This window comes from uncultured Tateyamaria sp., assembly GCF_947503045.1.
Classification (GTDB): domain Bacteria; phylum Pseudomonadota; class Alphaproteobacteria; order Rhodobacterales; family Rhodobacteraceae; genus Tateyamaria.
Genome location: NZ_CANNCF010000002.1, coordinates 386,737 through 398,674, shown reverse-complemented (window position 1 = coordinate 398,674; position 11,938 = coordinate 386,737). Strand labels below are relative to the sequence as shown.

Below are 11,938 nucleotides of genomic sequence, written 5' to 3'. Positions count from 1 at the left end.
TGTTGACCATTCGACAAAATAGAATGTGGCAGTTGGCAGCATGACAACAGTAATTTCGGCCCAAAACCTCGACCTGACATTTCAGACCAATGACGGGCCAGTGCATGCGCTCAAAGGTGTGTCGCTGGACATCGAAAAGGGGGATTTCGTTTCCTTTATCGGCCCGTCAGGTTGTGGCAAGACCACCTTTTTGCGGGTGATGGCGGACCTTGAACAGCCGACGGGTGGATCGATCACGGTAAACGGCGTCAGTCCCGAGGAAGCGCGCCGCGCGCGGGCCTATGGCTATGTGTTTCAAGCGGCAGGGCTTTATCCGTGGCGTACGATCGGGCGCAATATCTCGCTGCCGCTTGAAATCATGGGTTATTCGAAGGCTGACCAAGAGGCTCGGGTCGCGCGGGTGTTGGAACTGGTTGAATTGGCGGGCTTTGAGAAGAAGTTTCCCTGGCAGTTGTCCGGCGGCATGCAGCAGCGCGCCTCGATTGCGCGGGCATTGGCCTTTGATGCGGATATTCTGCTGATGGATGAACCTTTTGGTGCGCTGGACGAGATCGTGCGGGATCATTTGAACGAGCAATTGCTCAAACTGTGGGCGCGCACGGAAAAGACCATTGCTTTTGTCACCCACTCGATCCCCGAGGCGGTGTATCTGAGCACCAAGATCGTGGTGATGTCGCCGCGTCCGGGGCGGATAACGGATGTGATCGACAGCCCGCTGCCGAAAGAACGGCCACTGGATATCCGTGAGAGTCCGGAGTTTCTGGAGGTGGCGCACCGGGTGCGCGACGGGTTGCGCGCGGGGCATGCTGATGTGTGATCGCGTGTTACCGGCACAACGCATGGCCATTGGCCACACGCTGATGCCGAGCCGCCTTTTGTTTGAAGGCGCGGCCACCCCCTTCATCGTTCACGGTCATCGGCATGCCTGCCTGTACCGTGGCTCCAAATCATCACCTATTCCTTTCATTGTTCTTAAAATATGCAAAAAACTGTGTGTGCCGATCGCGCAGGCTTTTGCATATTTGCGGAACAATGAAGCGCAGAGTGGTGCCTTCCATGCGTAGCTTTGTGCCAGTTTTGACCGTTGTCGCTGCGATCTTTGCGATCTGGTACGTGGCGGCCATATGGCTGAATGCGCCCTGGGCCTATGACAAGGCCACGCGCTCTGGTGTCGAGTTGAGCGCATCAGAGCTGGTTGCGGACACATGGGCGCAGGACAAGCCCAAGTTACCCGCCCCACATCAGGTTGCGGTCGAAATCTGGGAAACCACGGTCGAGAAAAAGATCACCTCAAAGCGGTCGCTGATTTGGCATTCCTGGGTCACGCTGAGTGCGACGCTGCTGGGGTTTGTACTGGGCACGGGGCTGGGCATCCTGCTGGCGGTCGGGATTGTCTACAATACAGTTATGGATCGCTCGGTCATGCCGTGGGTTATCACCAGCCAGACCATTCCCATCCTCGCCCTTGCGCCGATGATCATCGTGGTGCTGAACGCGGTCGGCATTTCTGGGCTGCTGCCCAAGGCGATGATTTCGATGTACCTGTCGTTCTTTCCCGTGGTCGTGGGCATGGTGAAAGGGTTGCGCAGCCCCGAGGTCATGCAGCTGGATCAGATGCGCACCTGGAATGCGAGCGCGTCCCAGACGTTTTGGCGACTGCGTCTGCCTGCGTCGATGCCGTATCTGTTTGCCTCGCTCAAGGTCGGGGTGGCGGCAAGCCTTGTGGGCGCCATCGTGGGTGAGTTGCCGACAGGGGCGGTGGCCGGTCTGGGCGCGCGCCTGCTGGCGGGCAGTTACTATGGACAAACCATTCAAATCTGGTCGGCGCTGATCATGGCGGCCGCTCTTGCCGCGTTACTTGTTGCCATCATCGCCCTTATCGAGCGCGTGATGCTCGCCCGAATGGGGATGGCATGATGGGCTGGCTTGTCTTTGCTCTTGCTGCATGGGCCGCTGGCTGGGCGGTGAACGTCTGGCTGTCGCGTCGCCCGGTCACGGGCCTTGTCCGGCTTTTGATGCCCATCGTGTTTGGCGTCACGCTGATCGCGATCTGGGAAGGGGTTGTGCGGGGCCTTGATATCTCTGCCGTTCTGCTGCCTGCGCCCTCGGCCATCGCGGCCCGGTTCGCTGCCTCGACAGGGATATTGTGGGAAGATTTCGTCCAGACCGTGATCAAGGGCGCGCTCAGCGGCTATGTCATGGGCTGTGGTGCGGCGTTCCTCACGGCGATCCTGATCGACCGCTTTGCATTCCTGCGCCGGGGCCTGCTGCCCGTTGGCAATTTCGTCGCGGCCCTGCCAATTGTTGGCATGGCGCCGATCCTTGTGATGTGGTTCGGCTTTGACTGGCACTCCAAGGCGGCCGTCGTGGTCGTCATGGTGTTCTTTCCGATGCTCGTGAACACGGTGCAGGGCCTGCAAGCGAGCGATCAGATGCAGCGCGACCTGATGCAGACCTATGCGGCCAGCCCGATGACGACGTTGCTCAAGCTGCGCTTGCCCATGGCAATGCCGTTTATCTTCAACGGGCTCAAGATCGCGACGACGCTGGCGCTGATTGGCGCAATTGTTGCCGAGTTTTTCGGCTCCCCCATCCGCGGGATGGGGTTTCGCATCTCGACCTCGGTAGGGCAGCTTGCGCTTGACCTCGTATGGGCCGAGATTGTGGTTGCAGCCATTGTCGGCTCGACCGCTTATGGGGCCGTTGCGCTTGTCGAGCGGCTCGTGACATTCTGGCATCCATCCCAACGGACCCGGTCATGAAGGTCCGGACTATCACCCAAATCAACAAGGAGAGTACAAAATGAAAATGATCACCAGTTTTGCCGCCAGCGCGGCCCTCGGTCTGAGCGCCTTTGCAGCGCAAGCGGCCGACGATGTGACCCTGCAACTCAAATGGGTCACCCAGGCGCAGTTTGCAGGCTACTATGTCGCCCTCGACAAGGGCTTCTACGAGGAAGAAGACCTGAACGTCACGATCAAGCCCGGCGGGCCTGACATTGCCCCGACCCAAGTGCTGGCCGGGGGCGGTGCGGATGTCACCGTCGAGTGGATGCCAGCGGCTTTGGCTGCGCGTGAAAAGGGTCTGCCGATGGTCAACATCGCACAACCTTTCAAATCGTCGGGCATGATGCTGACCTGCCGCAAGGATGCGGGTGTGAGCAGTACCGATGACTTTGCGGGCAAGACGCTGGGCGTCTGGTTCTTTGGCAACGAATTCCCGTTCCTGTCGTGGATGAGCCAGCTTGGCATGGCGACGGATGGCTCTGACGGCGGTGTGACCGTCCTCAAACAGGGCTTTAACGTCGATCCGATCCTGCAGGGGCAGGCGGCGTGCGTGTCGACCATGACCTACAATGAGTATTGGCAGATCATCGATGCAGGGCTGACGCCCGAAGAACTGCAGGTGTTCAAATACGAAGATCAGGGTGTCGCCACGCTTGAAGACGGCCTCTATGCCCTTGAGGAAAACCTCGCCGATCCGGAATTCGAGGACAAGATGGTCCGCTTCGTGCGCGCCTCGATGAAGGGCTGGAAATATGCCGAGGCCAACCCGGATGAGGCGGCAGAGATCGTTCTGGACAATGATGCTTCGGGTGCGCAGACCGAAAAGCACCAGAAACGGATGATGGGCGAAGTGGCCAAGCTGACGGCAGGCAGCAACGGCGCGCTGGACCCGGCAGATTATGAACGCACGGTGGCCTCGCTGTTGTCGGGCGGGTCTGACCCGGTGATCTCGAAAGCGCCCGAAGGGGCTTGGACCCACGCGATCACGGACAAGGCTTTGAACTGAGAACTTGATCCAGCGTCAAATCAGGGGGCCAGCCACGCGGTTGGCCCTTTTTTGCGACAAAACACTGGAAATCCGAAACGCGCGCGCCACCTCTTTACCGGATAAGGGAGTGCGCCACATGACACGGATGGAAAATTTGCAACCAGACCTTGAGGAACAGGCCCGTCAGGACGCGGTCTATCAGGCGGCGATGGCGTCGATCAACGCGTCAAAACGCGGGGTCGAGCGGCAGGGATACGTGGTGATGGGCGGCGCGATGTCCTATGGAGAGGGCGCGCTGGGGGATGGCTGGTTTGGCAAGGTCAGCCACGGCGCCAAGCTGTTCATGATCGCCTTTGGCTGCGCCGTGCCGCCGTTTCTGGTGTGGTGGGTGCTGCTGTGATCCGGGCAGATTCCGGACATGCCCGTTTTTGATGTCCCATGCTGGGACAGGACTCCGGACATGAAAAATCAATGGGTTACAGAGGCGGATTAACCATCCGTTAGGACCTCCCCGCCTCCAGACACCCGTTTTGCAACCTATTTCGAGACCAGAGCCTTGCCCTTTTGTTCCTTGGGCAGCTTCTTGCCCCCGGCCTGCTGGATGACATGGGTCAGCTCGTGGGCGAGCAGATCCTTGTTCTTGGCATCACCGGGTTTGGCAAAGTAGATGTTGGGACCCTGGGCAAAGGCCTTGGCGCCCAGTTCCTTGCACATGTCGGCCGCATTGCCACCCGTATGCGCCCGCACCTTCTTGAAATCGCCGCCAAACACTTCTTCGAGCGTTTCGACAACATCGGCAGGGATCTTGGCGGCCTTGGTGCCTTCGGGCTCTGTCTTGAGCGCTTTGACCTTAGCCTTCTTGCCTTTGAGCTTTTCGGCGATTTTCTTGACTTTTTCGTTGGGCATGCGGGTGATCTCCAATGGGGATGTATTCAATACGAGACAGTATAGCACGGCCGGAGGCACTGCGGGAAGTAGGGTAAACCGGTAGGGGGTTTGGGGGTGGCTGGTGGTGAGCGGGCAGCTCTTTGTGGAAGGCTATCCGGCGCAAGGTTTGGCACATTTTAGCGTGGAAACGCCCCGCGTTTTCGCCGCCTCAGCGCTCATGCAATGAGCGCGTACCCGGCAGCGTAGTCTGTAAGACTGCGCGAGAGGGACCGACCGCCCCCCAGGGCGGGGGCGACTGCGTCTCCCCCGGGGTCTTGCGACCCTCTGGGGCCTCAAACTATCCACTGGAAAGTTTGCGAGACGGCCTCTGACCCGCGGTCGTGGGCGATTTTTAAACAAGTGTTGCAAGACAGGTATAGTATTAGGTGGACTGTTGATACATATTTACAGTACCTAGAGAGCAAGAACAATAAGAGAACAAATGGAGAAACTCATGGCGGAAAGAAAATCAGCACTAAAAAGAGCTCCAGCACGGCCTGAACTGGATGCGCTGTATGAGGACTCACGTCAGCACGAGCTATCTGACGATGAACTTAGGGCACAACGAGCGAGCTTTGTGTACGGGAATGCTCCGAAAGGCTCTCGTATATCCAAGGAGTCGGCTGCAGCTTCTGTGGCACATGTTCGCTTGCGAGCTTCGGTCGGCTGATAAGCATGTTTGTTCTAGAACAGGAAGACCAAGAGCTGTTTGATCGTGTTCAGGAACAAAACCTAAACCGTCAATATGAACTTTTGACAAACTGCATTGAGATCGGCCTAGTCAAAGGGCCGGTTTCCTTTGACAAGTATCTCCTTTGGGCGCTCAATCATGTTGCCGTTGCGAATATTTCTCAATTCGGAGGGCGGTTTCGAAAAGAGCCAATCTACGTGGGCGGGCATTTGCCACCACACTTTAAAGATGTGGACAACTGGATGGATAGGTTCATCTCAACTGTCCAAGAGAATTGGTACATCTGGAGCCCAACCGAACTAGCAGCATATGGTTTGTGGCGTATGAATTGGATCCACCCGTTCATAGAAGGCAATGGACGTACTGCACGTGCGATTTGCTACTTCTTACTCTGTGTTCGATCAGGAGCCCTTCTGCGAGGCGACAAAATTGTTCCTGAACGAATAAGAGAGAACCGCACCGGGTACGAAACCGCACTCGTGGCAGCTGATACGGCTTGGGATGCTGGCCATTTAGATTTCACTCAAATGGAGAACTATTTGGCAGATTTGGTAAGAGCACAACTACGAAACGACTAAGCTTTAGAGTAGGTTAACTACCAGTAAGCTCATGAACTTTTTACGATTGGAGCGCTTAGGCTCCAGCGCAAATATCGAAATTGCACCGGGTACCGCTACGCGCGTTTGCTTTGCAAACACTCTTCCACGCACGCCTTGAACTCAAACGTAAACACAAGAAATCCGCCTGCAACCCAAGCGCCCCATTCTCATCTGAGTGCGAACGGGCAGGCTTGCGCCTACCCTGCCTCGCACCCGTTGAGTTTTACGCAGTAAAACTCAACGAGCGAACTTCTTGTGTTTTAGTCGTTTGGGTTCAAGGGCATCTGGCCCCAACCGACGCTTCTTATCTTCCTCGTAGTCCTCAAAGTTCCCCTCGAACCACTCCACATGCGCATCCCCTTCGAACGCCAGAATGTGCGTGCAGATGCGGTCCAGGAAAAACCGGTCGTGCGAGATCACCACGGCGCAGCCGCCGAAATCGACAAGCGCGTCTTCCAAAGCGCGCAGGGTTTCGACGTCGAGGTCGTTGGTCGGTTCGTCCAGCAGCAGCACGTTGCCGCCTGATTTCAAGAGCCGTGCCATGTGGACGCGGTTGCGCTCGCCCCCCGACAGCAGGCCGACTTTCTTCTGCTGATCGCCGCCCTTGAAGTTGAAGGACGAGCAGTAGGCGCGCGAGTTGACCTCGGCATCGCCAAGCTGGATCAGTTCGGCGCCGCCCGAGATCGCCTCCCACACATTGTGGTCGGGGTTCAGGTCGTCGCGGGACTGGTCGACATAGGACATCTGCACCGTGTCGCCGACCTCGATCGTGCCCGCATCCGGGGTTTCCTGACCGGTGATCATCTTGAACAGGGTCGATTTGCCCGCGCCGTTGGGGCCGATCACGCCGACGATGGCGCCGGGGGGAATCGAGAATTCGAGGTTCTCCATCAACAGCTTGTCACCCATGCCCTTGGTCAGGCCGTTGATGTCGATCACCTTGCCGCCAAGGCGCTGGCCGTTGGGGATGACGATCTGGGCATAGGCCAGTTTTTCGCGCTCGGAGGTTTCGAGCATGTCGTTGTATTTGTTGATCCGCGCCTTGGATTTGGCCTGACGCGCCTTGGCCCCCTGCCGCATCCACTGAAGTTCGCGTTCCAGTGTTTTCTGGCGGGATTTGTCTTCGCGTGCTTCCTGCGCGAGGCGTTTGGCCTTTTGTTCGACCCAGCTTGAGTAGTTGCCTTCCCATGGCACGCCTTTGCCGCGATCCAGTTCGAGGATCCAGCCTGTGATCGAGTCGAGGAAATAGCGGTCGTGGGTGACGATCAGGATCGTGCCCTTGTAGTCGATCAGGTGCTGTTGCAGCCACGCGATGGTTTCCGCGTCCAGGTGGTTGGTTGGTTCGTCCAGCAGCAGCATTTCGGGCGCTTCGAGCAGCAGTTTGCACAGGGCGACCCGCCGCGCCTCACCGCCGGAGAGGGTGGTGACGTCCGCATCGTCCGGAGGGCAGCGCAGCGCCTCCATGCTCACGTCGATTTGGCTGTCCAGATCCCAGAGGTTTTCCGCATCGATCTGGTCTTGCAGTTGCGCCATCTCGTCCGCCGTTTCGTCCGAGTAGTTCATCGCCAACTCGTTGTAGCGGTCCAGCACCGCCTTTTTCTTGGCCACGCCCAGCATGACGTTGTCGCGCACGCTGAGGTCCGGGTCGAGTTTGGGTTCCTGCGGCAGGTAGCCGACCTTGGCCCCTTCGGCGACCCAGGCCTCGCCCGTGAAATCCTTGTCGAGGCCAGCCATGATTTTCATCAGCGTGGATTTACCCGCGCCGTTGACCCCCACGACCCCGATCTTGACCCCGGGCAGGAAGTTGAGGTGGATGTTTTCAAAGCATTTCTTGCCACCCGGATAGGTCTTGGAAACGCCGGACATGTGGTAGACGTATTGATAGGCGGCCATGGCACGCTCCTTTGGGCTGTCAGGACTGGTTTTGACCGTCAGATACAGGCGCGCAGGGCGGGGTGCAATGGCGGTGCGGCCCAATGGGGGGATGGGATGAGTGATCTGCATGTGATGATGGCCCGGTCTGCGCAGGCGGGGCGTGTGACGTGGATCGGTGTGCGTGGCGCGCGCCGTGTGGACGTCATACCGGTGGAGCGGGTGGCGGTGACGTTCGAGGGCCTTGAGGGCGATCATGCCCGACCCGGCAAGCGTGCGGTGACGTTGGTGCAGGCCGAGCATCTGGCTGCCATTGGCGCCTATCTGGGTCGCGAACCGGTGCTGCCTGCGCAGTTGCGTCGCAATCTGGTGGTGGCGGGGCTGAACCTTGCGGCGTTAAAGGGGCGCGAGGTGGCGTTGGGCAGTGCCGTTCTGCGTCTGAGTGTCATCTGTGCCCCCTGTTCGCGGATGGAGGAGACGTTTGGGCATGGGGGCTATTCTGCCGTACGTGGGCACGGCGGGTGGTGTGCCGAGGTGGTGCAGCCCGGTCAGGTCGCCCTTGGTGATGCGGTGCGTCCGGTTGATTGACAATCGCGCCCATCTGCGGTCGTGTCCGGCCTTGCGGTTTTGACGACAGGGCAGCGATGCGCCATTCCTTTCCCCTTGCCCGTCCGGGACAGACCATCGGCCTGCTGGGCGGGTCCTTTGATCCGGCCCATGAGGGGCATGTGCATATCACGCGCGAGGCGATGAAGCGGTTTGGGCTGTCCCGTGTGTGGTGGCTGGTCAGTCCTGGCAATCCGCTCAAAACCCGTGGCCCGGCCCCGTTGGAGCAGCGGATGGAACGCGCCCGCGCCGTCATGCAGGACCCGCGTGTGACGGTCACTGATATCGAGGCCCGCCTCGGCACGCGTTACACCGCACAAACCCTTGCCGCCCTTATGGACCGCTATCCCGGCGTGCGCTTTGTCTGGTTGATGGGGGCGGATAACCTTGCGCAGCTGCACCTGTGGCAGGACTGGGAATGGATCATGGAGCACGCGCCCGTCGGCGTGCTGGCCCGCCCGGGAGACCGCATTGCAGCGCGGATGAGCGTGGCCGCGCGGCTTTATCGACACTACCGCATTGCGGGCCGAGCGAGCCACATGCTGGCCCGTGCGGATGCGCCTGCGTGGTGCTTTGTCAACGTCGCGATGTCGGGCCAATCCTCAAGCGCCATACGTGCGGCGGGCGGCTGGGGCGCGGTTGATTAAACGTGATCGCTTGAGTGCTTGTTTGCCCCGCGCGGCTGGGGTTACATGCCCCTATGTTCAGCACGATTTCCAGACGGGTATTCCTGAGTTTCCTCGCCAGCGGAGCGGCCACGGCCGCCCTGTCCGCGCCTCCTGCGGCCTCGCTGCGCCCCGTGTTGCGCGGCGCGGAGCATGCCAAGAAAGCGGTGCCGGGGGCGGAGGCCATTGTCGCGGCCGCCAAGCTTGGGGGACAGGTCTGTTACGCGGTTGCCGATGCGCGCACGGGCGCGCGCCTTGAAGGGGGCAATGCCAAGACCGGCACGCCGCCTGCAAGTGTGGCCAAGGCGGTCACGGCCCTTTATGCGCTGAACATTCTGGGGCCCGGGCACCGCTTTACCACGCGGCTGGTGGCGACGGGGTCGGTGTCGGGCGGCGTGGTCACGGGCGATTTGATCCTTGTGGGCGGAGGTGATCCGACGCTCGATACGAACGGACTGGCTGCCCTTGCCGCCGCCCTCAAGGCCAAGGGCATCCGCGAAGTGCGCGGGAGCTTCAAAGTCGCCGAAGGCGCGCTGCCTTATGTAAAGACCATCGACACCGAACAGCCAGATCATGTCGGCTATTCCCCCGCAGTCAGCGGCGTGGCCCTGAATTACAACCGTGTGCATTTCGAATGGAAACGGTCCGGCGGCGCCTATGGTGTGACGATGGATGCGCGGTCGGATAGGTATCGCCCGGATGTCTATGTCGCCAAGATGCAGATCGTGGACCGCCGTGTGCCGGTCTATACCTATGCCGATGGCGGGCGCAGCGACAATTGGACGGTCGCCAAAAGCGCGCTGGGCAATGGCGGGGCGCGCTGGTTGCCGGTACGCAAGCCTGCCCTTTATGCCGGTGACGTGTTTCAGACACTGGCCCGCTCGCACGGCATCGTTTTGAAAAACCCCAAGGTTGTGGATCGCGCGCCGGGTGGCACCGTGCTGGCCAGTCATCAAAGTGACGATCTGCGCACGATCCTGCGCGACATGCTGCGCTTTTCCACCAATGTCACCGCCGAGATGGTGGGGATGTCGGCCACCGCCAAACGCACGGGCAAGGTGCCTGCGAACCTGCGCGCCTCGGCCGCCGAGATGAACCGCTGGGCCAAGGCGACGCTGGGCACCACGGGGATGCGGCTGGTCGATCACTCGGGCCTTGGCGGCAAAAGCAAGATGACGGCGGATGACATGGTGCAGGCGCTGGTGCGTGCCCATGACAGTGCGGTGCTGCGCCCGATCCTGAAACCTGTGGCCATGCGCGATGAAAAGCGGCGTATCCTCAAGAACCACCCGATCACGGTGGATGCCAAGACGGGCACGCTGAACTTTGTGTCGGGCCTTGCGGGCTATATGACCGCGCGGGACGGGCGGGTTATGGCATTTGCCATCTTTGCCGCCGACGAGGCGACGCGGTCGCGGATTTCCAAAGCCAACCGCGAGGCCCCGCAGGGCGCTCGCAGCTGGAATGGACGGGCCAAGGTCATGCAGCAGCGGCTGATTGACCGTTGGGGTACGGTGTACGGAAGCTGAGACCCAAGTAAGGCGGATCTTGATCCGCCCTACAGTCAGGCCGCGTTTTTCATCCGAGTGGCGTCAACGCTGTCGGCAACCCCTTGGGCGGTGGCTGCTGCCAGGGTCCAGCCCAGATGTCCGTGCCCGGTGTTGTAGAACACGCCGGGTTTCTTGCCGGGGCCGACCTTGGGCAGCATCGAGGGCAGCATGGGCCGCAGGCCCGCCCATGGCACGCAATGTTCGGTCGAGACGGCGGGAAAGAACGTTTCGCACCAGTCACGCAGCGGCTTGATCCGGTCATCGCGGATGTCGAGGTTGTAGCCGTTGAATTCGGCTGTGCCCGCAATCCGCAACCGGTTCTTGCCCAGACGCGAGGTCACGACCTTGGCCTGATCATCGAGCAGGCTGACCCATGGGGCGGCTTCTTGGCTGGCGCCATCGTCGAGGTTGACGGTGATCGAATAGCCCTTGACCGGATAGATGTTCACGTGGTCCCCGAGTTGGGCGGCGATGGCACGGCTGGCCACGCCTGCGCAGACGACGATGCCGTCGAAGACTTCGCTGTGCTTATCCTTGCCTTCTTTCCAGTCGAGGCGCACGTCGGTGCCGGTGTGTTCGATTTCGGTGACGATGGATTTGTAATGGAATTTGACCCCCATCTTTTCGCAGCCATCGCTGAGCTTGCGGGAAAAGCTGTGGATGTCGCCGGTAAAGTCGCTTTCGGTGTAAAAGCCGCCCAGTGTTTCGGTCTGCAGCGCGGGTTCGAGTTTTTGCACTTCGGCGGCTGAGACTTCGCGCCGTTCGAGCCCTGCCTTTTCCAAGAGCACGTTCACGCGCCGGGCGTGGTCGAATTCGGACTGTTTTTTGTACACATGCAGGATGCCGCGCTTTTCCATGTCGAAGTCCACGCCGACCTCATCGGCGAAATCCAGCAGGTGCTGGCGCGCGGCGATAGCGAGCCGTGCGGTTGCGATGGTGTTGGCCTCGTAATAGGGGATGTTGCCGACGAATTGTGCCATCCAGGACAGTTTGTGCCAGCTGGGTTTGGGGTTCACGAGCAAAGGCGCGTCGGGGTGGAACATCCATTTCAGCCCCTTCATCACGGTGCCCCAGCGGGTCCAGACCTCGGCATTGGAGGCAGACAGCTGGCCGCCATTGGCGAAGGACGTTTCCATCGCCGCATAGCGATTGCGGTCAAAAACAGACACCTGATAGCCGCGGCGGGCCAGGGCGTAGGCGGTGGTGATACCGGTGATACCGGCGCCGATCACGGCGATATGGGTCATGGGTGGG

At 60.1% G+C, this 11,938-nt stretch carries 13 protein-coding genes; 10 read left to right on the top strand and 3 right to left on the bottom strand.

Features of this window, described 5'->3' with window-relative positions:
• The first annotated feature begins 40 nt into the window (after positions 1-40).
• The 6 genes from Q1A89_RS10395 to Q1A89_RS10370 all read left to right on the top strand — a co-directional run bounded on the left by Q1A89_RS10395 (position 41) and on the right by Q1A89_RS10370 (position 4,174).
• Positions 41-817, top strand: coding sequence for an ABC transporter ATP-binding protein (locus tag Q1A89_RS10395; protein WP_299727297.1), 777 nt, complete (start codon positions 41-43; stop codon positions 815-817).
• Positions 804-1,064, top strand: a complete 261-nt coding sequence (locus tag Q1A89_RS10390; RefSeq protein WP_299727293.1) for a hypothetical protein — start codon at positions 804-806, stop codon at positions 1,062-1,064. The genes Q1A89_RS10395 and Q1A89_RS10390 overlap by 14 nt, the downstream gene beginning before the upstream one ends.
• Positions 1,057-1,917: an ABC transporter permease gene (locus tag Q1A89_RS10385; RefSeq protein WP_299727290.1), complete on the top strand. Its 861-nt coding sequence runs from the start codon at positions 1,057-1,059 to the stop codon at positions 1,915-1,917. The genes Q1A89_RS10390 and Q1A89_RS10385 overlap by 8 nt, the downstream gene beginning before the upstream one ends.
• Entirely contained in the window at positions 1,917-2,762 is an 846-nt protein-coding gene (locus Q1A89_RS10380; protein WP_299729113.1) for an ABC transporter permease, read from the top strand. Before Q1A89_RS10385 ends, Q1A89_RS10380 begins: the two co-directional genes overlap by 1 nt.
• Before the next feature lie 40 nt (positions 2,763-2,802).
• On the top strand, positions 2,803-3,792 hold the full coding sequence (locus Q1A89_RS10375; protein WP_299727287.1) for an ABC transporter substrate-binding protein: 990 nt from the start codon (positions 2,803-2,805) through the stop codon (positions 3,790-3,792).
• 118 nt (positions 3,793-3,910) lie between these two features.
• Positions 3,911-4,174: a hypothetical protein gene (locus Q1A89_RS10370; protein ID WP_299727284.1), complete on the top strand. Its 264-nt coding sequence runs from the start codon at positions 3,911-3,913 to the stop codon at positions 4,172-4,174.
• 137 nt (positions 4,175-4,311) lie between these two features.
• Here the strand turns inward: Q1A89_RS10370 and Q1A89_RS10365 are convergent, their stop codons facing one another.
• Positions 4,312-4,680, bottom strand: a complete 369-nt coding sequence (locus Q1A89_RS10365; RefSeq protein ID WP_299727281.1) for a DUF4157 domain-containing protein — start codon at positions 4,678-4,680, stop codon at positions 4,312-4,314.
• Positions 4,681-5,376: 696 nt separating this feature from the next.
• On the opposite strand from Q1A89_RS10365, the gene Q1A89_RS10360 reads away from it, so the two are divergent.
• Entirely contained in the window at positions 5,377-5,970 is a 594-nt protein-coding gene (locus Q1A89_RS10360; protein ID WP_299727278.1) for a Fic family protein, read from the top strand.
• 258 nt (positions 5,971-6,228) lie between these two features.
• Here Q1A89_RS10360 and ettA read toward each other — a convergent pair whose 3' ends face one another.
• Positions 6,229-7,884: an energy-dependent translational throttle protein EttA gene (ettA, locus tag Q1A89_RS10355; protein ID WP_299727275.1), complete on the bottom strand. Its 1,656-nt coding sequence runs from the start codon at positions 7,882-7,884 to the stop codon at positions 6,229-6,231.
• Between the two features lie 96 nt (positions 7,885-7,980).
• Here ettA and Q1A89_RS10350 point away from each other — a divergent pair, with 96 nt between their 5' ends.
• The 3 genes from Q1A89_RS10350 to dacB are packed head-to-tail and all read left to right on the top strand — an operon-like array spanning position 7,981 to position 10,663.
• Positions 7,981-8,451, top strand: coding sequence for an MOSC domain-containing protein (locus tag Q1A89_RS10350; protein ID WP_299727272.1), 471 nt, complete (start codon positions 7,981-7,983; stop codon positions 8,449-8,451).
• A gap of 56 nt (positions 8,452-8,507) precedes the next feature.
• Complete coding sequence (locus Q1A89_RS10345) at positions 8,508-9,116, top strand: nicotinate-nucleotide adenylyltransferase (protein WP_299727269.1); 609 nt, start codon at positions 8,508-8,510, stop codon at positions 9,114-9,116.
• Between the two features lie 53 nt (positions 9,117-9,169).
• A complete protein-coding gene (gene dacB, locus Q1A89_RS10340; RefSeq protein ID WP_299727266.1) occupies positions 9,170-10,663 on the top strand; it encodes a D-alanyl-D-alanine carboxypeptidase/D-alanyl-D-alanine-endopeptidase in 1,494 nt (497 codons plus the stop codon).
• Positions 10,664-10,698: 35 nt separating this feature from the next.
• Here dacB and Q1A89_RS10335 read toward each other — a convergent pair whose 3' ends face one another.
• Positions 10,699-11,931: a D-amino acid dehydrogenase gene (locus tag Q1A89_RS10335; protein WP_299727263.1), complete on the bottom strand. Its 1,233-nt coding sequence runs from the start codon at positions 11,929-11,931 to the stop codon at positions 10,699-10,701.
• Positions 11,932-11,938: the final 7 nt, after the last annotated feature.

Coding starts and splice junctions, on each gene's coding strand:
- Q1A89_RS10395 (WP_299727297.1), top strand. CDS start 41: ATGACAACAGTAATTTCGGCCCAAAACCTCGACCTGACATTTCAGACC.
- Q1A89_RS10390 (WP_299727293.1), top strand. CDS start 804: ATGCTGATGTGTGATCGCGTGTTACCGGCACAACGCATGGCCATTGGC.
- Q1A89_RS10385 (WP_299727290.1), top strand. CDS start 1,057: ATGCGTAGCTTTGTGCCAGTTTTGACCGTTGTCGCTGCGATCTTTGCG.
- Q1A89_RS10380 (WP_299729113.1), top strand. CDS start 1,917: ATGGGCTGGCTTGTCTTTGCTCTTGCTGCATGGGCCGCTGGCTGGGCG.
- Q1A89_RS10375 (WP_299727287.1), top strand. CDS start 2,803: ATGAAAATGATCACCAGTTTTGCCGCCAGCGCGGCCCTCGGTCTGAGC.
- Q1A89_RS10370 (WP_299727284.1), top strand. CDS start 3,911: ATGACACGGATGGAAAATTTGCAACCAGACCTTGAGGAACAGGCCCGT.
- Q1A89_RS10365 (WP_299727281.1), bottom strand. CDS start 4,680: ATGCCCAACGAAAAAGTCAAGAAAATCGCCGAAAAGCTCAAAGGCAAG.
- Q1A89_RS10360 (WP_299727278.1), top strand. CDS start 5,377: ATGTTTGTTCTAGAACAGGAAGACCAAGAGCTGTTTGATCGTGTTCAG.
- ettA (WP_299727275.1), bottom strand. CDS start 7,884: ATGGCCGCCTATCAATACGTCTACCACATGTCCGGCGTTTCCAAGACC.
- Q1A89_RS10350 (WP_299727272.1), top strand. CDS start 7,981: ATGAGTGATCTGCATGTGATGATGGCCCGGTCTGCGCAGGCGGGGCGT.
- Q1A89_RS10345 (WP_299727269.1), top strand. CDS start 8,508: ATGCGCCATTCCTTTCCCCTTGCCCGTCCGGGACAGACCATCGGCCTG.
- dacB (WP_299727266.1), top strand. CDS start 9,170: ATGTTCAGCACGATTTCCAGACGGGTATTCCTGAGTTTCCTCGCCAGC.
- Q1A89_RS10335 (WP_299727263.1), bottom strand. CDS start 11,931: ATGACCCATATCGCCGTGATCGGCGCCGGTATCACCGGTATCACCACC.